This window comes from Halomonas terrestris, from assembly GCF_049166755.1.
In the GTDB taxonomy this organism is placed as follows: domain Bacteria; phylum Pseudomonadota; class Gammaproteobacteria; order Pseudomonadales; family Halomonadaceae; genus Halomonas.
On the sequence record NZ_JBMHFZ010000015.1, the window covers coordinates 34541 to 58621 of the forward strand.

General features: G+C 65.7%; 21 protein-coding genes. 12 read left to right on the top strand and 9 right to left on the bottom strand.

Annotated features, from left to right (window positions below; genetic code table 11):
- Positions 1-148: 148 nt before the first annotated feature.
- The gene (gene hemL, locus ACOMD9_RS14220; protein ID WP_421416067.1) at positions 149-1438 is read left to right on the top strand and encodes a glutamate-1-semialdehyde 2,1-aminomutase; all 1290 of its coding nucleotides are present in this window, start codon (positions 149-151) and stop codon (positions 1436-1438) included.
- 44 nt (positions 1439-1482) lie between these two features.
- Positions 1483-2724, top strand: a complete 1242-nt coding sequence (locus ACOMD9_RS14225) for a P-loop nucleotide/nucleoside kinase family protein (RefSeq protein ID WP_421416070.1) — start codon at positions 1483-1485, stop codon at positions 2722-2724.
- A gap of 9 nt (positions 2725-2733) precedes the next feature.
- Here ACOMD9_RS14225 and ACOMD9_RS14230 read toward each other — a convergent pair whose 3' ends face one another.
- A complete protein-coding gene (locus ACOMD9_RS14230) occupies positions 2734-3432 on the bottom strand; it encodes a LuxR C-terminal-related transcriptional regulator (RefSeq protein WP_421416072.1) in 699 nt (232 codons plus the stop codon).
- A gap of 406 nt (positions 3433-3838) precedes the next feature.
- Here ACOMD9_RS14230 and rdgB point away from each other — a divergent pair, with 406 nt between their 5' ends.
- The 4 genes from rdgB to ACOMD9_RS14250 all read left to right on the top strand — a co-directional run bounded on the left by rdgB (position 3839) and on the right by ACOMD9_RS14250 (position 7317).
- On the top strand, positions 3839-4462 hold the full coding sequence (rdgB, locus tag ACOMD9_RS14235) for an RdgB/HAM1 family non-canonical purine NTP pyrophosphatase (protein ID WP_421416075.1): 624 nt from the start codon (positions 3839-3841) through the stop codon (positions 4460-4462).
- A complete protein-coding gene (hemW, locus tag ACOMD9_RS14240; protein ID WP_421416078.1) occupies positions 4462-5646 on the top strand; it encodes a radical SAM family heme chaperone HemW in 1185 nt (394 codons plus the stop codon). The genes rdgB and hemW overlap by 1 nt, the downstream gene beginning before the upstream one ends.
- 40 nt (positions 5647-5686) lie before the next feature.
- Positions 5687-6364, top strand: a complete 678-nt coding sequence (locus ACOMD9_RS14245) for a YiaD family glycine zipper/OmpA-like lipoprotein (RefSeq protein ID WP_421416081.1) — start codon at positions 5687-5689, stop codon at positions 6362-6364.
- A 104-nt stretch (positions 6365-6468) separates the two neighbouring features.
- Positions 6469-7317 carry a 23S rRNA (adenine(2030)-N(6))-methyltransferase RlmJ gene (locus tag ACOMD9_RS14250; RefSeq protein WP_421416084.1) on the top strand — a complete coding sequence of 283 codons (849 nt, stop codon included), beginning with the start codon at positions 6469-6471 and terminating at the stop codon, positions 7315-7317.
- 23 nt (positions 7318-7340) lie between these two features.
- Here ACOMD9_RS14250 and mnmE read toward each other — a convergent pair whose 3' ends face one another.
- The 5 genes from mnmE to rpmH all read right to left on the bottom strand — a co-directional run bounded on the left by mnmE (position 7341) and on the right by rpmH (position 11265).
- On the bottom strand, positions 7341-8711 hold the full coding sequence (gene mnmE / locus ACOMD9_RS14255; RefSeq protein WP_421416086.1) for a tRNA uridine-5-carboxymethylaminomethyl(34) synthesis GTPase MnmE: 1371 nt from the start codon (positions 8709-8711) through the stop codon (positions 7341-7343).
- A gap of 101 nt (positions 8712-8812) precedes the next feature.
- On the bottom strand, positions 8813-10504 hold the full coding sequence (yidC, locus tag ACOMD9_RS14260; RefSeq protein ID WP_421416088.1) for a membrane protein insertase YidC: 1692 nt from the start codon (positions 10502-10504) through the stop codon (positions 8813-8815).
- On the bottom strand, positions 10495-10668 hold the full coding sequence (locus tag ACOMD9_RS14265; RefSeq protein WP_421416090.1) for a hypothetical protein: 174 nt from the start codon (positions 10666-10668) through the stop codon (positions 10495-10497). The genes yidC and ACOMD9_RS14265 overlap by 10 nt, the downstream gene beginning before the upstream one ends.
- 74 nt (positions 10669-10742) lie before the next feature.
- Positions 10743-11117, bottom strand: coding sequence for a ribonuclease P protein component (rnpA, locus tag ACOMD9_RS14270; RefSeq protein WP_421416093.1), 375 nt, complete (start codon positions 11115-11117; stop codon positions 10743-10745).
- Between the two features lie 13 nt (positions 11118-11130).
- Complete coding sequence (rpmH, locus tag ACOMD9_RS14275) at positions 11131-11265, bottom strand: 50S ribosomal protein L34 (RefSeq protein WP_010626003.1); 135 nt, start codon at positions 11263-11265, stop codon at positions 11131-11133.
- 521 nt (positions 11266-11786) lie between these two features.
- Here rpmH and dnaA point away from each other — a divergent pair.
- The 4 genes from dnaA (at position 11787) to gyrB (ending at position 18046) form a co-directional block, all read left to right on the top strand.
- Complete coding sequence (gene dnaA, locus ACOMD9_RS14280; RefSeq protein WP_421416096.1) at positions 11787-13253, top strand: chromosomal replication initiator protein DnaA; 1467 nt, start codon at positions 11787-11789, stop codon at positions 13251-13253.
- Positions 13254-13359: 106 nt separating this feature from the next.
- Positions 13360-14463, top strand: coding sequence for a DNA polymerase III subunit beta (gene dnaN, locus ACOMD9_RS14285; RefSeq protein WP_421416097.1), 1104 nt, complete (start codon positions 13360-13362; stop codon positions 14461-14463).
- Between the two features lie 35 nt (positions 14464-14498).
- Entirely contained in the window at positions 14499-15614 is a 1116-nt protein-coding gene (gene recF / locus ACOMD9_RS14290; RefSeq protein ID WP_421416099.1) for a DNA replication/repair protein RecF, read from the top strand.
- Positions 15615-15625: 11 nt separating this feature from the next.
- Positions 15626-18046: a DNA topoisomerase (ATP-hydrolyzing) subunit B gene (gene gyrB / locus ACOMD9_RS14295; protein ID WP_421416102.1), complete on the top strand. Its 2421-nt coding sequence runs from the start codon at positions 15626-15628 to the stop codon at positions 18044-18046.
- A 126-nt stretch (positions 18047-18172) separates the two neighbouring features.
- On the opposite strand, the gene gmhB is transcribed toward gyrB, so the two are convergent.
- From gmhB to glyQ, 3 genes are all read right to left on the bottom strand, one after another.
- Entirely contained in the window at positions 18173-18724 is a 552-nt protein-coding gene (gmhB, locus tag ACOMD9_RS14300) for a D-glycero-beta-D-manno-heptose 1,7-bisphosphate 7-phosphatase (RefSeq protein WP_421416104.1), read from the bottom strand.
- Positions 18725-18936: 212 nt separating this feature from the next.
- Positions 18937-21003, bottom strand: coding sequence for a glycine--tRNA ligase subunit beta (gene glyS / locus ACOMD9_RS14305; RefSeq protein WP_421416105.1), 2067 nt, complete (start codon positions 21001-21003; stop codon positions 18937-18939).
- 2 nt (positions 21004-21005) lie between these two features.
- The gene (gene glyQ, locus ACOMD9_RS14310; protein ID WP_421416106.1) at positions 21006-21968 is read right to left on the bottom strand and encodes a glycine--tRNA ligase subunit alpha; all 963 of its coding nucleotides are present in this window, start codon (positions 21966-21968) and stop codon (positions 21006-21008) included.
- Positions 21969-22069: 101 nt separating this feature from the next.
- On the opposite strand from glyQ, the gene rfaD reads away from it, so the two are divergent.
- Both rfaD and waaF read left to right on the top strand, forming a co-directional pair.
- Positions 22070-23026, top strand: a complete 957-nt coding sequence (rfaD, locus tag ACOMD9_RS14315) for an ADP-glyceromanno-heptose 6-epimerase (RefSeq protein WP_421416108.1) — start codon at positions 22070-22072, stop codon at positions 23024-23026.
- Complete coding sequence (gene waaF, locus ACOMD9_RS14320; RefSeq protein ID WP_421416110.1) at positions 23019-24077, top strand: lipopolysaccharide heptosyltransferase II; 1059 nt, start codon at positions 23019-23021, stop codon at positions 24075-24077. The genes rfaD and waaF overlap by 8 nt, the downstream gene beginning before the upstream one ends.
- Positions 24078-24081 lie beyond the last annotated feature (4 nt).

A 24081-nucleotide genomic window follows, 5' to 3' on the forward strand; every position in this document is an offset into this window, starting at 1 on the left:
CCGAGAATGAAGCGAGGGAGCCGGTATGGTTCATGGATGGCGAGGCATTTCATTCACGGCCTTTCCCCTGGTTGCCGGCAGTTTGTCCAGAGACTTATCCACAGCCCGATGCCCGGGTTGGTGCCATTCCTGACTGCATGAGGTAGACATGACCACATCCGCACAGCTCTTCGAACTGGCCTGCCGTCATATCCCCGGCGGGGTCAACTCGCCGGTGCGTGCCTTCAAGGGGCTGGAGCGCCCACCGGTGTTCATGGAGCGTGCCCGGGGCGCCTACCTGTTCGATGTGGAGGGCAGGCGCTACGTCGATTACGTGGGCTCCTGGGGCCCGATGATCACCGGTCATGCCGACCCGGACGTACTCGCCGCAGTGCGCGAGCGACTCGACCATGGCCTCTCCTTCGGTACGCCCACGGCGATCGAGACCACCATGGCCGACCTGATCTGCGAGATGCTTCCCTCCATCGAGATGGTGCGCATGGTCAACTCCGGGACCGAGGCCACCATGTCGGCGATTCGCCTGGCTCGCGGGGTGACGGGGCGCGACAAGATCGTCAAGTTCGAGGGCAACTACCATGGCCATTCCGACTCACTGCTGGTCAAGGCCGGCTCCGGCGCCCTGACCCATGGCGAGCCCAGTTCGCCGGGCGTGCCGGCCTCCCTGGCCGAGCACACCGTCACCCTGCCCTACAACGACCTGGACGCGGTGGAACAGTGCTTCGAGGAGATCGGCGACCAGGTCGCCTGCATCATCGTCGAGCCGGTGGCCGGCAACATGAACTGCATTCCGCCGCAGCCCGGCTTCCTGGAGACCCTGCGGCGGGTCTGCAACGTCCATGACAGCGTGCTGATCTTCGACGAGGTGATGACCGGTTTCCGGGTCGCCCTGGGAGGGGCCCAGGCCCACTACGAGGTCAAGCCGGACCTGACCTGCCTGGGCAAGATCGTCGGTGGCGGCATGCCGGTCGGCGCCTTCGGTGGCAGCAAGACGCTGATGTCCAACATCTCGCCGCTGGGTCCGATCTACCAGGCCGGTACCCTGTCGGGCAATCCCCTGGCCATGGCCGCCGGCATCGCCCTGCTCTCCAAGCTGCGTGTCCCGGGTTTCCATGACGCCCTGGCCCAGCGAGTGGAGACGCTCTGCCATGGCCTGCAGGAGCGTGCCGATGCCGCCGGTATCGACATGATCACCCAGCGAGCCGGTGGCATGTTCGGCGTCTTCTTCACCCGCCAGAGCCGGGTCGACAACTTCGCCCAGGCCACGGCCTGCGATGCAGGTGCCTTCCGTCGCTTCTTCTCGGCCATGCTCGACCAGGGGGTCTACCTGGCACCCTCGGCCTATGAGGCGGGCTTCATGTCCAGTGCCCATACGCCGGAGGACATCCAGCTGACCCTGGATGCAGCGGAGAAGGCCCTGGGTGCCATGCAGAAGGCCTGAGCCTTCGCCATCGGCGGCTTCCCGATACCGGATGGAGACACGCTATGAGCCAGAAAACCGGGCCCGTCCCAGCGTCTGGTGAATCCTTCGAGCTGGAGGCGCTGGTCGAGCGACTGGTGGCCTTCCACCGCGACGCCGCCCAGCCGACGGCTTCCGCGGATGCTGGCCGGCAGGCGGTCAAGGCCATGGCCAGCGGCGAGTTGGGGGCCATCGAGGAGCGCCTGGACGGTGACGAGGACCGGGAGCGTCTGGCGCACCTCGCCGAGTGGCTCGAGCAGGATATCCAGCGCCTGGCGCCGGTCCTGGCGGCGCGTCAGCCGCGCCTGTGTCGCAGCTGGGTCCTCGCTCATCCCGACAGTCGCCTGTGCCACCAGGGACGGGGGCTGCTGGCCAACGCCCTCGGTCGCGATCCCGCTGGTCCCGGCATCGAGTTGCCGGCCGATCCGGCCAGCGACCTGGCCTCCCTGCTGACGGGACTGGAGAGCCGCAACGAGCGCGAGCTGGCGCGCCAGGCGCTGGACCACTACCTGCGGCTGTCGGGCGACTATGAAGTGACCCGGCTGCTGTCGCTGTTCCGGGTCTGCCATGCCCTCTCCGGCGCACGGCGCTCCCTGCAGCGGCGTCCCGCGGAGGACCAGGATCCCGAGCACCCGGCGTTGCTCGCCGAGACCATGGCCGAGTGTCGCTACTATCTCGATCTGGCCGAGCGCTATGCCGAGTTCCGCTTTCCGCCCCTGGTGATCGCCGTCGGGGTTGCCGGCAGTGGCAAGAGCCGCTTCACTGCCGGCCTGGTGCAGCGTCTGGGAGCCGTTCGCCTGTGCTCCGATGTCGAGCGGCGTCGGCTGTATGATATCGATCCACAGGCCCGCACGGCGACACCGCCTGTGGATATCTTCTCCGGCGAGGCGACCGAGGCCACCTACCGGCACCTCGCCAGCCTGGCGGGAATGCTGCTGGATGCGGGCCTGGCCACCTGTGTCGACGGGACCTTCCTGCGTCGCTGGCAACGCGACCTGCTGCGCCAGCAGGCCGAGGCGAGAGGCTTGCCCTGCCTGCTGGTCAGTTTCGAGGCCGACGAGGCCACCCTGCGCAGGCGTATCGAGAAGCGGGCAAGACAGCGGGGAGGGACCGTGGAAGAGAGCCTGTCGGTGCTGGCCCGGCAGCAGGCCGCCCTGGAACCCTTCGCCGATGAGGAACGGCTTCACCTGGTCCACCTGGACACCACCGCCGACAATGCCGCCGACATCCTGGCAGGCCTGATCCAGGAGCATGTCCGGTTGATCTGAGGCGACGGCTCAGATGCCGTTGGACGCCGCCGGCGGCTCGCTGCGGCGTCGGCGCCCGACCAGCGGGGGCGGGGCACCCAGGTTCTGGCGGGCCCAGTTCACGGCCTGGATGCGGTTGTGTACCTTGATCTTGCGGAAGATGTTGTAGAGGTGTGACTTGACGGTGTGTTCGCTGACGAACAGCTGGTCGGCGATCTCGGTGTTCGAGGCACCGGTCCCCAGCATGGCGATGATCTCCAGCTCCCTGTGTGTCAGCCCGCAGACCGGCCGATAGGAATTGAGCTGCTGGCGGCGGAAGAACTGGATCATGCGGGTCATCAGCGAGCGCGACATCCAGAGATAGCCGTCGAGCAGAGTATTGAGTCCCTTGCAGATCAGCGGGAGGGCGTCGCTGCGGTAGAAGACCCCCTGGAGGTTCATGGCGGAGAGCACCTCCACCGCATGATCCTCGTCGCGCAGGTTGAAGGCGGCAAGCGTCATGTCGGGCTCCTCGGCCGCCTTGACATGCCACTGCTGCATGGTGGCTTCGTCGATGTGATCCGCATCGAGCAGCACCACTACGCGGGAAGGGTCCTTGCCCTTCCAGTCGACGGCCGGCGCCATGACCGATACCGGGCAGTCGAGCTGCTGATGCAGGTAGTCGATGAAAAGCTGTGTCTGCGGATTGCTGGTGGTCACCAGCAGTACCATTCCTTTACCCTGATTCATGATGTGACTCCCACGGAAAAGCAGGTGGAGTCCCCCATCCCTGACCATCCTTCAGGCTGAGCGGGACTTTACTGAAGAGGTCAATTGAGTGTTGGTCAGGATGTAACAATTTATTACTAACTTTTAGTTATGTCCTTTTTTCTTCTTAGAATGTTTATCGGGATTTTCGCAAAAGGACAATATAGACAACGGCTTAAGAATGATGCAAGAAACGGAACAGGGTGACTTCAACCGGGGTGACAATGAAATTCATGCTCATTCGGTGCCAGTCTTGTCCTCCTATCACGGACTTTAGTCTGTGTTTCCACATATCGATAGCATGACATTCATCATTCGAACGCCTGCATTCCCCTTGCCAGGCCCGACTCGTAGAATGGGCAGCAACCTTAATCCTGGAGAACCGACCATGATTCCGACCCCCCTGGTGCTGGCCAGCGGCAATGCCGGCAAGCTTCGGGAGTTTCATCAGCTGCTCGCTCCCCTGGGATTCGCCGTCCTGCCCCAGGCCGACTTCGGGGTGCCCGAGGTCGAGGAGACAGGGCTGACCTTCGTCGAGAATGCCCTGCTCAAGGCCCGCGAGGCGAGCCGGGTCAGCGGTCTGCCTGCCCTGGCCGATGACTCCGGGCTCGAGGTGGATGCCCTGCATGGCCAGCCGGGCATCCATTCGGCACGTTACGCCGGTGAGCCGAGGAGCGATGCCCGCAACAACGCGAAACTGCTGGAGGCGTTGTCCAGGGTGCCGGAGGGCAGCCGCACCGGTCGCTACTGGTGCGTGCTGGTCTATCTCCGGCATGCCGAGGATCCGGTACCGCTGATCGTCCAACGCAGTTGGGAGGGCGAGATCCTGGCCCATCCGCGCGGTGAAGGCGGCTTCGGCTACGACCCCCTGTTCTGGCTACCCGAGCAGGGCATGAGCGTGTCCGAACTGTCCGCGGAGGAGAAGAATCGTCTCAGTCATCGCGGTCGTGCCCTGCAGTCGCTGGTGGAGGTGCTGCGCGACACGGCCGAGCACCGAGGAACAACCGAGTGATGGACGACTCCCCTGCCCTGGCGCTCTATGTCCATGTGCCCTGGTGCATCCGCAAGTGTCCCTACTGTGATTTCAACTCCCATGGCGTCGGACGCGGCGCCACGCTGCCCGAGGAGGCGTATCTGGCGGCGCTGATCGCCGACCTCGAAGCCGACCTGCCGCTGGCTGCCGGGCGTGAACTGGTCAGTGTCTTCATCGGTGGGGGGACGCCCAGTCTGATGTCGCCGGCGTTCTACGCGGGGCTCCTCGAGGCGCTGGCCGAACGGCTGCCCCTGGCACCCGACATCGAGATCACCCTCGAGGCCAATCCGGGTACCCTGGAGCGTGGCCGTTTCGCGGGATACCGAGCCGCGGGGATCAACCGGCTCTCGCTGGGGGTGCAGAGCTTCCAGGACGAGCAGCTTGCCGCACTGGGCCGGATCCACTCGGGGGCCGAGGCGACAGTGGCCGTGGATGAGGCGCGTCGCGCCGGCTTCGACAACCTCAACGTCGACCTGATGCATGGCCTGCCGGGCCAGACGCCCGAGCTGGCGCTGGCGGACCTGGAATCGGCCATTGCCCTGTCACCGGAGCACCTGTCCTGGTACCAGCTGACCCTGGAGCCCAATACCGAGTTTCATGCCCATCCGCCCCGACTGCCCGAGGAGGAGGTACTGTGGGACATCCAGGACCTGGGGCATGAGCGGCTGGAAGCGGCCGGGCTGATCCGCTACGAGATTTCCGCCTATGCGCGTCACGGGCACCATTCGCGACACAACCTCAACTACTGGTGCTTCGGTGACTACCTGGGGATCGGGGCGGGCGCCCACGGCAAGCTGAGCCGCCGCGCTGCGGACGGGACGATGGCCATCGAGCGCCGCTGGAAGTCGCGCCAGCCGGATGCCTACCTCAGGCGGGGCAAGGATCCGCGCGGCTTCGTCGCCGGCCGGCGTGTCATCGGAGAGGCAGAACTGCCGCTGGAATTCGCCATGAATGCCCTGCGGCTGGTGGATGGCGTCTCCCTGCCGACCTGGATGCGGCATACCGGACGCGAGCTGCCCCTGCTGGAGGAAAGGCTCGTGACGGCGCGCAAAAAAGGACTTCTTGTGGAAGATGCCGGCCGACTGCAGGCAACCCCGCAAGGTCTATTATTCTTGAATGAGCTGCTGGTCCTGATCAGTGAGGATCCGGGCTTCCAGGGATGAGAACAGCAGTCAATTTCGATCACCAAGGAGACACGATTCCATGTTCAAGCCTCTTCGTCTTTTCGTGCCGCTGGCCGCTGCCGCCCTGCTGGTGGGCTGTGCCACTACCGATCCCTATGGGGGGCAGACCGATCGCAGCCGGACCATGACCGGTGCCGGGGTGGGCGCCGCCGTGGGTGCCGCCGCCGGGGCGCTGACCGGCAGTGGCAGTACCAGCCGGCGGGATCGTGCCCTGATCGGTGCCGCCGTGGGTGCGGCCGCCGGGGCGGGCATCGGTGCCTACATGGACCGTCAGGAGGAGCAGTTGCGCGCCAGCACCCGGGGCACCGGGATCGAGGTCGATCGTCGCGGTGACGATATCGTGCTCAACATGCCCAGCAGCGTGACCTTCGGCTTCGACTCCAGCGAGCTGACCATGAACGCCCGCAATGCGCTCAACGACGTCTCCTCGATTCTGAACCAGTACACCGATACCCGGGTCAACATCGCCGGCCATACCGACAGCACCGGCAACGCCGACTACAACCAGCGCCTCTCCGAGCGGCGTGCCGAGGCCGTGGGCAACTACCTGGCCCAGGCGGGCGTGGCCCGTGGCCGGCTGCAGATGACCGGTTACGGCGAGACCCAGCCGGTTGCCAGCAATGCCAGCGAAGAAGGGCGTGCCCAGAATCGCCGCGTCGAGATCACCCTGTCTCCCATCGAGAGCCAGTTCCAGTGATCTCCGGATAACCCCTGCCGAGATCCTGCGTCCGGGGCCCGTCACTGCAAGGTGGCGGGCCCCTTTCCTTGTCGACCGCCTTGCCGATTCACGGACCGTCTTCCATGCTTTCCTACCAGCACGCCTACCATGCCGGCAATTTCGCCGACGTTCACAAGCATCTGACCCTCTTTGCCGTCATCGACCATCTATTACGTAAGGCATCGCCAGTTACGTATATCGATACCCATGCCGGTCGCGGCCTCTACCCCCTGTCGGCCGAGGAGACCGCCAGACTGGGTGAGTACCGCCAGGGGGTGGCACCGCTCTGGAAGGCACGGGAAGCCCTGTCGGCGGACCCCTTGCTGTGCGCCTGGCTCTCGTCGCTGGCCGAGGTGCAGCACCGGGGAGGCGAGCTGGAGCACTATCCCGGCTCGCCCTGGTGGCTCTCCCACCGGCTGCGCGCTCGCGACCGGCTGGTGCTGTTCGAGCTGCATCCCGGCGAGTACCGACACCTGGAGGGCCAGGCGCTGGCGGACAATGTGCGGCGCGTCCAGGGAGACGGCCTGGAGGGGCTCCTGCGGCGCTTGCCGGTCTCGACACCCCGCCTCTGCGTGCTCGTCGACCCCAGCTACGAGCGCAAGACGGAGTATGCCGAGGTGGCCGGGACGGTGCTGGCGGCGATGCACAAGGCGCGTCACGCCGTGATGCTGGTGTGGTATCCGCTGCTGCTGGCCGGCCGCCACCATGCCCTGCTGGAGACCCTGCGTGACGGGGGGCTGCGCAAGATCTGGCGCAGCGAGCTGGTGCAGCGCGAGTCCGCCGAGGGTGAGCGCGGCATGGTCGGCAGCGGCATGCTGGTGGTCAATCCGCCCTGGGGGCTGGACGAGCGGCTGGGCGAGGCGATGGGGCGCGTCTGCCCCCTGCTGGGCAAGGGAAGCCGTCACACGGGCGACTGGTGGGTGGAGGAGTAGGGGATGGCTGCTGCGGGAGCGGGCTACTTGCCGATGCAGAAGCTGCCGAAGATCTCGCCGAGCAGGTCATCCGCGCTGAATTCCCCGGTGATCTCGCCCAGCGCCTGCTGGGCATCACGCAGGTCCTCCGCGAGCAGTTCCCCGGCCCCGTAGCCGGCCAGCTGCGCCTCGCCGTTGGTGAGCGCTCGCTTCGCCCGATCCAGGGCATCCAGATGGCGTCGGCGCGCCGAGAAGCGGCCCTCGGTGGTGGCCGCATAGCCCATCACCGCCTTGAGGTGCTCCCTGAGGTTATCCACACCCTGTCCGGTCTTCGCCGAGAGGCGAACCACCGGGGTGGCTGTGGACAAGTCGATCCCGGGGGGCTCACGGCTGGCATCGATCTTGTTGCGCACCAGGGTGAGGCGCGAGGAATCGGCCAGGCGGGCGACGAACTCCGGCCAGATGGCCATGGGGTCGGTGGCCTCGCTGGTGGCGGCATCGACCATCAACAGCACGCGATCGGCCTTCTCGATCTCGTCCCAGGCACGGGCCACGCCGATCCTTTCCACGGCATCGGGGGTATCCCGCAGCCCGGCGGTATCGATCACGTGCAGCGGCATGCCGTCGATGTGGATATGCTCGCGCAGCACGTCCCGGGTGGTGCCCTCGATGTCGGTGACGATGGCGGTCTCCTGCTGGGTGAGGGCGTTGAGCAGGCTCGACTTGCCCGCATTGGGGCGACCGGCGATCACCACGTTCATGCCTTCGCGCATCAGTGCCCCCTGGCCGGCGGCGGCGCGCACCTCGGCCAGTTCGGCCTTCACCCCGGCGAGCATCTCGGCCACCTTCCCGTCGGCGAGGAAGTCGATCTCCTCCTCGGGGAAGTCGATGGCCGCCTCCACGTACATGCGAAGTTCGACAAGGCGCTGTACCAGGGCCTCGACCCGGTGCGAGAACTCCCCCTGCAGTGACCGCAGGGCATTCTCGGCGGCGGTGCGCGAACTGGCGTCGATCAGGTCGGCGATGGCCTCGGCCTGGGCCAGGTCGAGCTTGTCGTTGAGGAAGGCCCGCTCGGAGAACTCGCCGGGACGGGCCAGCCTGGCCCCCAACTGCACGCAGCGCTCCAGCAGCAGGTCCATGAGCACCGGGCCGCCGTGGCCCTGCAACTCCAGCACGTCCTCGCCGGTGAAGGAGTGGGGGCCGGCGAAGTACAGGGCGATGCCCTCGTCGATCACCGCCGAGCCGCCGCGAAACGGGCCGTAGTGGGCGCGGCGCGGGGCAGGGCAGTGCCCCACCACCGCCTCGGCGATCGCCGCACAGGCGGGCCCGGAGACGCGGATGATGCCCACCCCGCCACGTCCCGGTGGCGTGGCGAGCGCCGCGATGGTGTCCTGGGCGTAAAGGGGCTCGGGCATCGTCATCTCCTCGTCACGTCGTGCGCCATTGTCCGTTGCCGGTGCCACCAACGCCAGACCCCCGCACGGGGCGGGGGTCTGGGGCTCATGGCTGGCCGGGGCTACTTGGTCTTCATGCCCTTGCCGATACTGGGGTCGCTCTCGATCTTGCGCGTGATCACGTACTGCTGGGCGATCGAGATGACGTTGTTGACCACCCAGTAGATGACCAGGCCGGCCGGGAACCACAGGAAGAAGAAGGTGAAGACGATCGGCAGCATCTTCATGATCTTCGCCTGCATGGGGTCCGGAGGCGTCGGGTTGAGCAACTGCTGCACGAACATCGAGGCGCCCATCAGGATCGGCAGGATGAAGAACGGGTCCTTCACCGAGAGGTCCTGGATCCAGAACATGAAGGGGGCATGGCGCAGTTCGACGGATTCGAGCAGCATCCAGTAGAGGGCGATGAATACCGGCATCTGCACCAGGATCGGCAGACAGCCACCCAGAGGATTGATCTTCTCCTTCTGGTAGAACTTCATCATCTCCTGGGACATCTTCTGGCGGTCGTCACCGTACTGTTCCTTGAGGCGCTGCATCTCAGGCCCCAGCTTGCGCATGCGGGCCATGGACTTGTAGGCCTTGGCCGAGAGCGGCCACATGGCCAGCTTGACCAGGATGGTCAGGAAGACGATGGACCAGCCCCAGTTGCCGATCAGGCTGTGGATCTGGTCGAGCAGCCAGAACAACGGGTTGGCGATGAACCACAGCCAGCCGAAGTCGACGGTCAGCCGCAGGTTGGGGGCCACTTCCTCGAGGTAGTCCTGAACCTTGGGACCGACGTACAGGGTGGCGCCCAGGCGTGCCTCGCCACCCGGGCTCACGCTGCTGACCGGACCGGCGAAGGCCGCGACATTGCGATTCTGCGAGTCGGTGGTGGCGTAGTAGAGATTCTGCTGGTTCTGGGCGGGGGCCCAGGCCGAGACGAAGTAGTGCTGGATGATGGCGACCCAGCCGCCCTCGACGTCGCGGTTGGCGAACTTGCCGTCCTGGATATCGCCGAAATCGACCTTCTGGTAGCGGTCGTCCGGCGAGGAGTAGGCCGCGCCCAGGTAGGAACTCATGCCCAGTGCCACGCCGCTGGAGGGATCGGGGCTGTTGTCGCGGGCCAGCTGGCCGATGAAGCGGGCGGTGACCGGCTGCTCGGTATTGTTGGCCAGGTAGTAGTTCACGTCCACGGCATAGTCGCCACGCGTGAAGGTGAAGCGCTTGATGATGTCGATGCCGTTGACCTGGGCCGACAGGTCCACCTCGAGGCGATTGTCGTTCTCGGTCAGGCGATACTCGGTGCTCTCGGGCGTGAAGCTGATACGGCCGGAGTGTCCGTCGAGCTGCAGCCCGGAACGGGCCACGTAGCTGCGGCTCTGGCTGTCGGACAGCAGCACATAGGGGTGATCGGAGTCCAGCGTCAGGCGGTGCTGGGGCAGGGCAGCATAGACGATGTCACCCCCCTGGGGGTCGATTCGGACATCCAGCACGTCGGTGATCACGGCCACCAGGTCACGGCTGCTGCTGGGCGCGGCCGTTTCGCCAGGCATCTCCTGCCCCACGTCGCTCTCGGCGCGCGGCGCCGCCGGGACTGCCAGGTCGTCGTCGCCGTCCGGCGTGGCGGCTTCCCGATCGGGAGCGCTGGTGGTGTAGGAGGGGGCTTCCGGTTCAGGAGCTACCTGACCGTAATCCTGATTCCACTGCACGACGATCAGGTAGGCGAGCACCGCCAGTGGAATCAGCAAGAGGAGTCGTTTTACGTCCATGAGGGTTCTGCCTGATGGGTGGTGAACATTCCGATGGCGCGGTGCGGGTTGCACGCTCGATATACACGAAAGCCTGCCGAAGGCAGGCTGGACTTTGCACGCGCACCCTCGGCGCCCGGCAAGGCGTTGTCGATGATCGCCTGATGGAAGGCGTTGGCTCTCATGCAGACTCCGTGGCTCGCCGATTCTTGACGTTGCCGGGACACGGCAACGCCGGCGACAGGATGCGTGGGCCCCATCAGCCGTCGGTCTTCGACTTCTGCACGTCTCGCGCCAGACGCTTCCACATGCCGTGAAGCTGGCGATGCAGGGTATCGTTGTCGAGCTCGTGCGCGCCGCGCCTGGCCAGAATCACGATATCCACCGAGGGCAGCCGTTGCTGCTGCAGCCGTATCGACTCACGAGCAAGACGCTTGAGACGGTTACGGTCGACGGCTCGTCGGACGTTCTTCTTGCTGAAGACCAGGCCCAGACGGGGGTGTCCCAAGTCGTTGGGTGATGCCAGTGCCATCAATCCCTTGCCATGGACCTTGTACGCAGCCGTATCGAAGACACGCCTATAGTCCCCGGCTGTCAGCAGTCGCAGACGCCGGGGAAAATCCTGACGGGACACGTGCGGTCCGCGTTCAGGCGCTCAGGCGCTTGCGACCCTTGGCGCGACGACGCGCCAGAACGGCACGACCATTCTTGGTGGCCATGCGGGCACGGAAGCCGTGCACGCGCTTGCGCTTGAGAACGCTCGGTTGAAAGGTGCGTTTCATAACTCGTTATTCCCACGTGGGTTTCAGGAAGAATCGGCAATTTCGAGGCGCCCGGATCGCGCATCGCAACCCGGGGGGATTCGGCTCAAGACCGGAAATTGTAGTGATTTCGGCGCGCCGGTGCAATTTTTCCGTGCCGGGGCCGATCATCGTCGCGGGCTGGCTGGATGCCCCGGGAGAGGCCTCCAATCATTACAAGATAGGGTCTTTAGATGATGTTGTTATTAATACTGGGGACAGTTTCTGTGGATAACCAGGTTTAACCTTTTCAAAACAATTTGATACCATGTTGCTCCCGCTGTGGGAAAGTCGCGGGCATGCTCGGGATTGCCTGTTCGCCGCGGGTGGACGCATGGCGCGACCATCCACAGGGACCCACCCATCCACGCAGTGGACATGCCCTTGTCCCCGGTGACCGGACAGGGTTTTCCACAGCAACCCGCGGCGGGGTGCATCGTGTGGATAACCCCGCTCGTGGGCGATACAATGGCGGTCGTTTTTTCGATGAATGGTGAGGTCGCGTGTCGCTCGCTCTCTGGCAACAGTGTCTGGACTACCTGCAGGACGAACTGAATTCACAGCAGTTCAATACCTGGATCCGCCCGTTGCAGGCGGAGGAGGGGGAGTCCAATGAACTTTGTCTGCTGGCACCGAACCGGTTCGTCCGGGACTGGGTCAGCGACAAGTATGCCAAGCGCATCAGTGAGCTGATGCGCGAGCTGTCGCCTGCCAAGCCTCCCAAGGTGGTGCTGTCGGTGGGCAGTCGTCGCAGCGCGACGGCACCCCGGCCCCGCGAACTGGGCAATCCCGTCTCGGCCAGCACCCGGCCGCCGGTGGCGCCTGCGGTCCAGACGCCGCCGCGCGGTGACGTGGGCGACGAGCGCGAGATCGAGGCGTTGCGCGAGGAGGGCACGGCCGCCCGGCGGCCCGGCGAGCGCCAGGTCCAGGTCGAGGGCAGCCTCAAGCACAACAGCGGGCTGAACCCGAACTTCACCTTCGAGACCTTCGTCGAGGGCAAGTCCAACCAGCTGGCGAGGGCGGCCTCGAGGCAGGTTTCCGAGAATCCCGGCGGAGCCTACAATCCCCTGTTCCTCTACGGCGGCGTCGGCCTCGGCAAGACGCACCTGATGCATGCGGTGGGCAATGCCCTGGCCGGGCGTCGCGAGAATGCCCGGGTGGTCTACCTGCACTCGGAGCGTTTCGTGGCCGACATGGTCAAGGCGCTGCAGCTCAATGCCATCAACGACTTCAAGCGCTTCTACCGCAGCGTGGACGCCCTGCTGATCGACGACATCCAGTTCTTCGCCGGCAAGGAGCGTTCCCAGGAGGAGTTCTTCCACACCTTCAACGCGCTGCTCGAGGGTGGCCAGCAGATGATCCTCACCTCGGATCGTTATCCCAAGGAAATCAGTGGGGTAGAGGAGCGCCTGAAGTCACGTTTCGGCTGGGGACTGACGGTGGCCATCGAGCCGCCCGAGCTCGAGACCCGCGTGGCGATCCTCATGAAGAAGGCCGATCAGGCCAAGGTCGACCTGCCCCATGATGCCGCCTTCTTCATCGCCCAGAAGATCCGCTCCAACGTTCGCGAGCTGGAGGGCGCGCTGAAGAAGGTGATCGCCGATTCCCACTTCATGGGCAAGCCGATCACCCAGGATTTCATCCGCGAGTCGCTCAAGGATCTGCTGGCCCTCCAGGACAAGCAGGTCGGGGTCGACAACATCCAGCGTACCGTCGCCGAGTACTACAAGATCAAGCTCTCCGACCTGCTGTCCAAGCGCCGCTCGCGTTCGGTGGCCAGGCCGCGCCAGGTGGCCATGGCGCTGGCCAAGGAGCTGACCAACCACAGCCTGCCGGAGATCGGGGATGCCTTCGGAGGCCGCGATCACACTACGGTGTTGCACGCATGCCGCAAGGTACAGGCCCTCCAGGAGGAGAGTGCAGACATCCGCGAGGATTACAAGAACCTGCTGCGTCTGTTGACCAGCTAGGCCTGTTGCCTTTCAGGCGTTACCTTTCTGACACGACAGCGATGCCGTTCGACCGGCCAGCCCGCGCCGCCGGCCGCAACCCTTCAGGACAAGAAGTGGAGCCGACATGAAATTTTCCATCTCCCGAGAAGCGCTGCTGCGGCCGCTGACGCTGGTCGCCGGCGTGGTGGAGCGACGCCAGACCCTTCCGGTACTGTCCAACGTGCTGATCCAGGTCGACCAGGACCAGGTGGCGCTGACCGGCACCGATCTGGAGGTAGAGCTGATCGGGCGAACCGCGGCAAGCTCCGTCGAGGAGCCGGGGGCCGCCACCGTGCCCGCGCGCAAGCTGATGGACATCTGCAAGTCCCTGCCGGACCAGGCGGAGATCCAGCTCTCCCTCGAGGAGGGTCGGGCCGTGCTGCGCAGCGGACGCTCCCGCTTCACCCTCTCGACCCTGCCGGTGGCGGAGTTCCCCAATATCGAGGACAGTCAGGGCAGCACCGAGCTCAGCCTGCCGCGGGGGACCCTCAAGCAGCTGATCGATGCCACCTCCTTCGCCATGGCGCAGCAGGATGTACGCTACTACCTCAATGGCATGCTGCTCGAGATGCGCTCCAACCTGGTGCGCGCCGTGGCTACCGATGGCCATCGCCTGGCCGTCTGTTCCCGGCCCACGGAGATCCAGGTGGAACCCGCGCAGAAGCTGATCGTGCCGCGCAAGGGGATCCTCGAGCTGGCACGCCTGCTGGATGACAGCGACGAGCCAGTCAGCCTGACCCTCGGCACCAGTCATGTCCGGGCCCATACCGGCGACTTCACCTTCACCTCGAAGCTGGTGGATGGCAAGTTTCCCGACTACGAACGGGTCGTACCCCGCGGCGGCGACAAGGTCTTCATCGCCGACCGGGCCGAACTTCGCCAGGTGCTGTCGCGCACGGCCATTCTCTCCAACGAGAAGTATCGCGGCGTGCGCCTGAACCTCGAGGAGGGCAACCTTCGCGTGATGGCCAACAACCCCGAGCAGGAGGAGGCCGAGGAGAACGTGGCGATCGAGTACAGCGGTGCGGCAATGGAGATCGGCTTCAACGTCGGTTACCTGGTGGACGTGCTGAACGTGCTGGGCGAGGATCGCGTGCAGATGACCCTGGCCGATCCCAACAGCAGCGCGCTGATGGAAGAGCCCGGCGGGGGCGATGCCCTCTACGTCGTCATGCCGATGCGGCTCTGACAGGCCCTGGCGGCGTCCTGCCGGGCCCCACCCCCATGCCACTCGACCGCCTCACCTTCCAGGGCCTGCGTAACCTGCAGGCCCTCGACCTTCGCCCGGGCGCCCGGATCAACCTGTTGACCGGCGCCAATGGCAGCGGCAAGACCAGCCTGCTGGAGGGCATCCATATTCTCGGCATGGGCCGTTCCTTCCGCACGCGTCAACTGCGGCACGTCATGGCTCACGAGTCCCGGGAGCTGATGCTGCACGGGCGCGTTGCCGGTGATCCTCCCATCCCCTTCGGCGTACGCCGACATCGTGATGCCGCCGAACTGGAGATGCGTCTTGCCGGCGAGCGTGTCACACGCATCTCGCGCCTGGTGGAGACATTGCCGCTCCAGCTGATCAATCCCGATGCCTTCCGCCTGCTGGAGGGGTCGCCCGCCGGTCGGCGCGAGTTTCTCGACTGGGGGGTGTTTCACGTGAAACACGAGTTTCTCGATGTCTGGCAGCGGGCGCGTCGTGCGCTGAAACATCGGAATGCGCTGCTCAGGCATGGTAGAATGAACGATGGTTCCCTGGCGGCCTGGGAGCTGGAGCTGGTGCACTGGAGCGAGCGGCTCGACGAACTGCGAACCGCCTGGATCGAGGCCTTCTTGCCGATCTTCGAGGAGACCCTCGCGGGCCTGCTGCCGCTTCCCGAGTTGCGGCTTCGTTATTCACGCGGCTGGGATCGCCGGCGTGGCCTTGCCGATATCCTGCGCCAGGGACGGGACACCGACCGCCAGATGGGGTTCACCCAGCAGGGGCCTCAGCGCGCCGATCTCGGTATTCGGTTGGGGCCGCGTCCGGCCGTGGAGGTGCTGTCTCGTGGCCAGCAGAAGCTGGTCGTGAGTGCGCTGAAGCTGGCACAGGGGCGTCTGCTCGAGGCGAGCACGGGGCGTACCTGTGTGTACCTTATCGACGACCTCCCGGCCGAGCTGGACAACGAGCACCGGCGCGTGTTCTGCGACTGGCTGGAGAGAATGCACTGCCAGGTGTTCATTACCAGCGTCGATCACGACGCCCTGGCGGATCTGTGGCAACCCGAGACCCCGGTCACGATGTTTCACGTGAAACGTTCGAGTTCGGGCGAAGGGCAGCTGTTGCCACTGGACAGACAGACTTCATGACGGAGTAGTCAATGAGCGAACAGGCTTACGACTCATCGAGCATCAAGGTTCTCAAGGGCCTGGATGCCGTACGCAAGCGTCCCGGCATGTACATCGGCGATACCGATGACGGGACCGGCCTGCACCACATGGTGTTCGAGCTGGTGGACAACTCCATCGATGAAGCCCTGGCTGGGTACTGCAGCGAGATCCGGGTCATCATCCATCCCGACGAGTCGATCACCGTCAGCGACAACGGTCGTGGCGTCCCGACCGATATCCACGAGGGGGAGGGGGTCTCGGCTGCCGAGGTGATCATGACGGTGCTCCATGCCGGGGGCAAGTTCGATGACAACTCCTACAAGGTCTCGGGTGGCCTGCATGGTGTCGGTGTCTCGGTCGTCAATGCCCTCTCCGAGGAGCTGAAGCTGACCATCTGGCGCGCCGGCCAGGTCCATGAGCAGATCTATCACCATGGTGTCCCGCAGGCGCCGCTGTCGGTGGTCGGCAAGACCGAGAAGAGCGGCACGCGGGTGCACTTCCGGCCCTCGCCGGAGACCTTCGCCAACATCGAGTTCCACTATGACATCCTGGCCAAGCGCCTGAGAGAGCTCTCCTTTCTCAATTCCGGCGTGGCCATCCGCCTGATGGACGAGCGGAGCGGCAAGGAGGAGCTCTTCCACTACGAGGGCGGCCTCAAGGCGTTCGTCGACCACCTGAACACCAACAAGACGGTGCTCAATCCGGTGTTCCACTTCGAGGCCGAGCGCGAGGATGGTGTCGTCATCGAAGTGGCGATGCAGTGGAGCGACTCCTTTTCGGAGAATATCTTCTGCTACACCAACAACATTCCCCAGCGGGATGGTGGTACCCACCTGGCCGGTTTCCGCGCGGCCCTGACGCGCAGCCTCAACCACTACATCGAGGCGGAGGGGTTGCTCAAGAAGTCCAAGGTCAACACCTCCGGGGACGATGCACGGGAAGGGCTCACCGCGATCATCTCCGTGAAGGTACCGGACCCCAAGTTCTCCTCCCAGACCAAGGACAAGCTGGTCTCCTCCGAGGTGAAGACGGCGGTGGAGCAGGAGATGGGGCGGCTGTTCTCCGAGTACCTGATCGAGAAGCCCAACGAGGCCAAGTCGATCGTCAACAAGATGCTCGACGCCGCCCGGGCCCGCGAGGCCGCGCGCAAGGCACGCGACATGACGCGCCGGAAGGGGGCCCTGGATATCGCCGGCCTGCCCGGCAAGCTGGCCGACTGCCAGGAGAAGGACCCCAGCCTTTCCGAGCTGTTCCTGGTCGAGGGTGACTCCGCCGGCGGCAGCGCGAAGCAGGGCCGTGACCGCCGTACCCAGGCGATCCTGCCGCTCAAGGGCAAGATCCTCAATGTCGAGAAGGCACGCTTCGACAAGATGCTGTCGTCGGCGGAGGTGGGTACCCTGATCACCGCGCTGGGCTGCGGCATCGGTCGCGAGGAGTTCAACCCCGACAAGCTGCGCTACCACTCGATCATCATCATGACCGACGCCGACGTGGACGGCTCGCACATTCGCACGCTGCTGCTGACCTTCTTCTTCCGCCAGATGTCACAGCTGATCGAGCGCGGGCATGTGTTCATCGCCCAGCCACCGCTCTACAAGATCAAGCGCGGCAAGCAGGAGAGCTACCTCAAGGACGAGCAGGCCCTGATCGACTACCTGACGACCACCGCGCTGGACGGGGGGCGGCTCTACGTCAACGCGGATGCGCCAGGCATCAGCGGCTCGGGGCTCGAGAGCCTGGTCAACCAGTACCGCGACGTGATGAAGCGCATCGACCGCCTGTCCCGGGTCTACCCCAGGGAGGTGCTTCGCCGGATCGTTCATGCGGCACACCTGGAGGGCGAAGAAAGCCTCCGGGATCGTGTCACCATGGAGAATTGGATCGAGTATCTGCAGGCGGAGATGGATGCCCAGGTGGCCTACGAGGGCGGGCCTCGCTACACCTTCCGCCTCGAGGAGGATACCGAACGCGGCCTCTACCTCCCCGCCGTCAGCCTGACGGCCCACGGCGTGACGACCGACTATGTATGGGGCATCGACTTCTTCACCAGTGCGGACTACCGCATCATCGCTGGTCTCGGGGAAACCCTGGATGGCCTGCTGGAAGAAGGGGCCTATGTAGCCCGTGGCGAACGCCAGAAGCCGGTAGCGACCTTCTACGAGGCGCTGGAATGGTTGATGGCCGAAGCCCAGCGCGGGCTTTCCATCCAGCGCTACAAGGGGTTGGGTGAAATGAACCCCGACCAGTTGTGGGAAACCACCATGGACCCGAGTACCCGTCGCATGTTGCGCGTGTCGATCGAGGATGCGGTGGCAGCCGACATGATGTTCAACACCCTGATGGGCGATGAGGTCGAGCCGCGGCGGGACTTCATCGAACGCAATGCCCTGGTTGCCAACCTGGACATCTAGGCCGGGATGTTTCACGTGAAACACCCCTGAGGGCAGATCCCTCTGGCCGTTAGACACAACCCCGCCGGCATGCCTTGCCCGCGGGGTTTTTGCTTGTCCGGAAGGAGCCGACCCTTGCCGATGCCGCTACCGGGCGAGGAGCCAGTCGACGAAGGCCGACAGGTCATCGAAGACCGGTACGCCCGCCAGCCCTTGGCCCTTGGCCAGTGTCCGTTCTCCCTTGCCTGTCCGGACCAGCGCGGGCCGGCAGCCGAGGGGTTCGCCGGCCTGGAGGTCGCGAAGGCTGTCGCCCACCATCCAGCTCCCTTCCAGGCTGTCGAGACCCAGGGCGTTGCGGATCTGCACCAGCAGGCCGGGGAGGGGCTTGCGGCAGTCGCAGCCGTCATCGGGCCCGTGCGGGCACCAGGCGATATGGGAGATCTCGCCGCCGGCCTCTGCCACCAGGCTGCGCAGCCTGGCATGCATGTCGGCCAGCGTCTGCTCGTCGTAGTAGCCACGGGCGATACCCGACTGGTTGGTGGCAATCGCCACCTGCCAGCCCGCCCGGCTCAGGCGCGCGATCGCCTCGATGGCACCGGGATAGGGGATCCACTCGTCGAGCGATTTCACGTAGGCATCGGAGTCCTGGTTGATGACACCGTCACGGTCGAGGATCACGAGTTTCGGGTAAGCGGGCATAAGGGATTGTCGCTGCTCGGGGGTGGGTCGGTGGGCAGAGTGTTTCACGTGGAACACGCGCTGCCAAGCACGCGAGGCGTGAGTATCGGGGTGCCTCGGATTCGACACCCGAGCCGCATGACGCGACCGGATGTTCCACGTGAAACATTGCGGTCTTCGACGAAAAAGGGCCGGCGAGTGATCGCCGGCCCTGTCGTTCTCGCCGAGCGGGGTTACTGCTGCAGCAGGGCGATGTCGGCCACTTCCAGGAACAGTGCCTGCAGTCCCGCGAGAAGGGCCAGGCGATTGCGGCGCACGTTCTCGTCCTCGGCCATGACCATGACCTGGTCGAAGAAGGCGTCGACCGGTTCGCGGAGAGAGGCCAGGGCGTCCAGGGCTTCGCGATAGCGACCCTCGGCGAACAGCGGCATGACGGCCTGGCGCTGCCGGGTCACGGCGTCGTGCAGGGTCCGCTCGGCGGGCTCCTGCAGCAGCCCGACATCCACGGCGATGCTCTCGTCATGGGGCTGCTTGGCGAGGATATTGGAGACTCGCTTGTTGGCGGCAGCCAGGGCGGCGGCTTCCTCACGACTGGCGAAGGCATGCACCGCGCGCAGGCGGCGAGCGAAGTCCAGCGGGCGGGTGACCGGACGGGCTCGCACGGCCAGATAGACCTCGGCCTCGATACCCTCGTCCTGCCCCCAGGCGCGAAAGCGGTCGAGCATGTAGCCGAGGACCTCGTCGACCAGCTGCTCGGCGTAGGGCAGCTCCTGGTGCTGGGCGGCCGCCAGCTCGAGCAGCTCGCGCAGGTCGAGATCCAGGTCGCCCTTGATCAGGATGTTGAGTACCCCGATGGCGGCGCGACGCAGGGCAAAGGGATCCTTGGTGCCAGTGGGACGCTGCCCGATACCGAAGATGCCGGTCAGGGTGTCGAGCCGATCGGCCAGTGCCAGCGCCAGGCCGGTACGAGTGCCGGGGATCCCGTCACCCGCGAAGCGCGGCAGGTACTGTTCCTCAAGGGCCTGGGCCACGTCGGCCGGCTCGCCGTCGTGGGTGGCGTAGTAGCGGCCCATGATGCCCTGAAGCTCGGGAAACTCCAGTACCATCTCGGTGACCAGGTCGCACTTGGCCAGCTCGGCGGCACGGCGTGCATGGGCCACATCGCCATCGATGCGGCCGGCGATGAAGGCGGCCACGGCGGCGGTGCGGTGCGCCTTGTCGGCCAGGCTGCCGAGCTGCTTCTGGAACACCACGCCGGAGAGCCCGGTGATGCGCTCGGAAAGTGGCTGCCTGCGGTCGGTCTCGTAGAAGAAGGCGGCATCGGCCAGGCGAGGGCGGATCACCTTCTCGTTGCCCTCGATCACCTGCTGCGGGTCCTGGCTGTCGATGTTGGAGATGGTGATGAACAGCGGCTTCAGGCGGCCCTGCTCGTCGAGCAGGTGGAAGTACTTCTGGTTGGCCTTCATCGAGGAGATCAGGCACTCCGCGGGCACTTCCAGGAAGCGCTCGTCGAAGCTGCCGGTCAGGGCCACAGGCCACTCGACCAGGCCGCTCACCTCGGTGAGCAACGCCTCGTCGATCACCGCCTGGCCATTCTGGACCTCGGCCTCGGCCAGCACCTGCTCGCGGATGCGCTCGCGGCGCTTCTCCCGATCGGCCAGTACCCAGGCGGACTCCAGGGCGGTCAGGTAGTCCTCGGCATGGGCCAGCACCAGCGGCTCGGGGGCATGGAAGCGATGCCCGCGGGTGACGCGTCCGGCGGTCAGTCCCAGGAGCTCGGCCTCGACCACGTCTCCGCCGTAGAGCATCACCAGCCAGTGCACGGGGCGGGAGAACTCGACCCGGGAGGCCCCCCAGCGCATGTTCTTGGGCACCGGGAGGGCGCCGATCGCCTTCTCGACGATGGCGGGCAACAGGCGGGTGGTGGCGTCGCCCTGCTGCTGCTCGCGGTAGCCGAGCCAGGTGCCCTTGCCGGTCTCCAGGTGGATCAGGTCGTCGACGCCAACACCGCAGGAGCGGGCGAAGCCCTGGGCGGCCTTGGTCGGCTGGCCGTCCTTGAAGGCCGCGGCCAGTGCCGGGCCGCGACGCTCGACCTCGCGGTCGGGCTGCTTGTCGGCGAGTTCACGGACCTGTACCGCCAGGCGTCGAGGGCTGGCGTAGGCGACCACCTCGCCGAAGTCGACCTCGGCCTCGGCCAGGCCGCGGCGGATGCCCTCGGCGAGGGCGTCGGACAGGGTGTCGAGGGCGCTCGGCGGCAACTCCTCCACGCCCAGTTCAACCAGTAGGGTGTTGGCAGCCATGCTCAAGCGTCTCCCTGTTCGGCAAGTGGCTCCTGGGCCAGCAGTTCCTGGCGCAGGGCCTGGGGGGCCAGCGGGAAGCCGGCGGACTTGCGTGATTCGTAGTAGGCGTGGGCCACGTCACGTGCCATGGTGCGCACGCGCAGGATGTAGCGCTGGCGCTCGGTGACCGAGATGGCGTGTCGGGCGTCCAGCAGGTTGAAGGTGTGCGAGGCCTTGAGCACCTGCTCGTAGGCGGGCAGGGGCAGGGAGGCGTCGAGCAGCTTGGCGCATTCCCGCTCCTGGTGGTCGAAGGCGGTAAAAAGTGCCGGCACATCGGCATGCTCGAAGTTGTAGGCGGACTGCTCGCGCTCGTTCTGCAGGTAGACGTCGCCATAGCTGACGCGGGTACCATCCGGGGCAATGGTCCAGACCAGGTCGTAGACGCTGTCGACGTCCTGGAGGTACATGGCGATGCGCTCCAGGCCGTAGGTCAGCTCGCCGGTGACGGGGTAGCACTCCAGGCCACCGGCCTGCTGGAAGTAGGTGAACTGGGTCACCTCCATGCCATTGAGCCAGACTTCCCAGCCCAGGCCCCAGGCGCCGAGGGTGGGGGATTCCCAGTTGTCCTCGACGAAGCGGATGTCGTGCACCAGGGGATCCAGCCCCAGGCGCTTGAGCGATCCCAGGTAGAGCTCCTGGAGCTCGGCAGGGGAGGGCTTCATCACCACCTGGAACTGGTAGTAGTGCTGCAGGCGGTTGGGGTTCTCGCCGTAACGGCCGTCGGTGGGCCGGCGGGAGGGCTGCACGTAGGCGGCATTCCAGGTCTCGGGGCCGATGGAGCGCAGGAAGGTGGCCGGATGGAAGGTGCCGGCCCCGACTTCCATGTCCAGGGGCTGCAGGATCACGCAGCCCTGTTCGGCCCAGTACTGCTGCAGGGCTAGGATCAGGCCCTGGAAGGTTGCCACGTCTGGCGTCGACTGTGTCATTGCGGAAGCACCGTTGGCCATGAATTCACGAGGCGTCAAGTATACAATCACAGGCAGATCGGTTATAGGCGCAGTCCGCTGCGCCACAGCGAGGAAATTCCATGATCGTAGTGACAGGCGGAGCCGGCTTCATCGGCTCGAATCTGGTCAAGGCACTCAATGCCCGCGGCCGCGACGACGTGCTGGTGGTCGACGACCTCTCCGACGGCACCAAGTTCGTCAACCTGGCCGACTGCACCCTCGGCGACTACCTGGACAAGGACGACTTCCGCGCCCGGGTCGAGGCCGTCCTGCGCGGCGAACCCGCCAGGCTGCCGGCCATCGAGGCGATCTTCCACGAGGGGGCCTGTTCCGATACCACGGAGTGGGACGGCCGCTTCATGCTGGACAACAACTTCGAGTACTCCAGGGTGCTGCTCGATTTCTGCCAGCAGCAGGGCATTCCTTTCCTGTATGCCTCCTCGGCGGCCACCTACGGCGGCAGCCAGGTATTCCGGGAGGAGCCCGAGCACGAGAAGCCGCTCAACGTCTATGGCTACTCCAAGCTGCTGTTCGACCAGCATGTGCGCTCTCGCTGGAGCGAGCTGAGCGGCCAGGTCGTGGGGTTCCGCTACTTCAACGTCTACGGGCCCCGGGAGCAGCACAAGGGCAAGATGGCCAGCGTTGCCTACCACCACCACACCCAGATCAGTGCCGGCGAGAACGTGAAGCTGTTCGGCGCCTGGGATGGCTATGACGCCGGCATGCAGAGCCGTGACTTCGTCTACGTGGGCGACGTGGTGGACGTGAACCTCTGGTTCCTCGACCATCCGGATGCCTCCGGCATCTTCAACCTGGGCTCGGGGCGTGCCGAGCCGTTCAAGGCGATCGGCGAGGCGGTGATCGACTTCCACGGCAAGGGCGAGATCGAGTACATCGACTTTCCCGAGGAGCTCAAGGGACGCTACCAGAGCTACACCCGCGCCGACATCTCGCGGCTGCGGGCCGCCGGCTACGATGCCGAGTTCCGTACCGTCGCCGAGGGGGTACGTGAGTACCTGGAGTGGTTGAATGGCTGAGGCCGTCGCCAGGCACCCGTTGAGGGGCGAGCGGATCCTGGTGGTGGGGCCGTCCTGGGTGGGTGACATGGTCATGGCCCAGAGCCTGCTGATGACCCTCAAGGCCCGCGACCCCGGGTGCCGCATCGGGGTGGTGGCTCCCGCATGGTCGCGGCCGATTCTCGAGCGCATGGCGGAGGTCGACGAGATCGCCTGCCTCGAGACGGGACATGGCGAGTTCGGCTGGCGTGCCCGACGGGCACTGGCCGGGCAACTGCGCGGCCGCTTCGACCGCGCCATCGTGCTGCCGCGCTCCTGGAAGTCCGCCCTGGTGCCCTTGCTGGCCGGTATCCCCCGGCGCACCGGTTTCACCGGCGAGCAGCGCTATGGCCTGATCAATGATCGGCGCCGACTCGACAGGGCGGTACTGGACCAGACCGTCAAGCGATTCGTCGCCCTGGGGCTGCCGGCCGGGGAGGCGGGGCGGGGGGATTTCACCATTCCTCGCCCGCGTCTCGCTGTCGATACCGACAACCTGGCCTCGCTGTACCGGACCCTCGGGCTCTCGACGCGACCCGCCATTGGCATGATGCCGGGGGCGGAGTACGGCCCGGCAAAGCAGTGGCCGCTCGCCTACTTCCGTGAACTAGCCGGGCGACTCGTGGCGGAAGGCTTCGAGGTACGGGTGCTGGGGGGGCCGAAGGATGCGGCCGCCGGCGAGACGATCAGCGCGGGGCAGGCGCAGGTGCATAACCTGTGCGGCCGGACCCGACTGGCGGATGCGGTGGATCTGCTGGCGGATTGCCGCCAGGTGGTCACCAACGACTCCGGCCTGATGCACGTGGCGGCCGCGGTGGGTACCCGGATCCAGGCGATCTACGGCTCCTCCTCGCCGCGCTACACGCCGCCCCTGACCGACGATGCCGAGATTCACTATCTCGGCCTCTCCTGCTCGCCCTGCTTCGAGCGGCGCTGCCCGCTGGGGCATACCCACTGCCTGGTGCACATGCCGCCGGAACGCCTGCTGGAGGCGGTATTGGGTAGCTCCGAGGCGGTCATCGCCCGCGGTTGAGGCG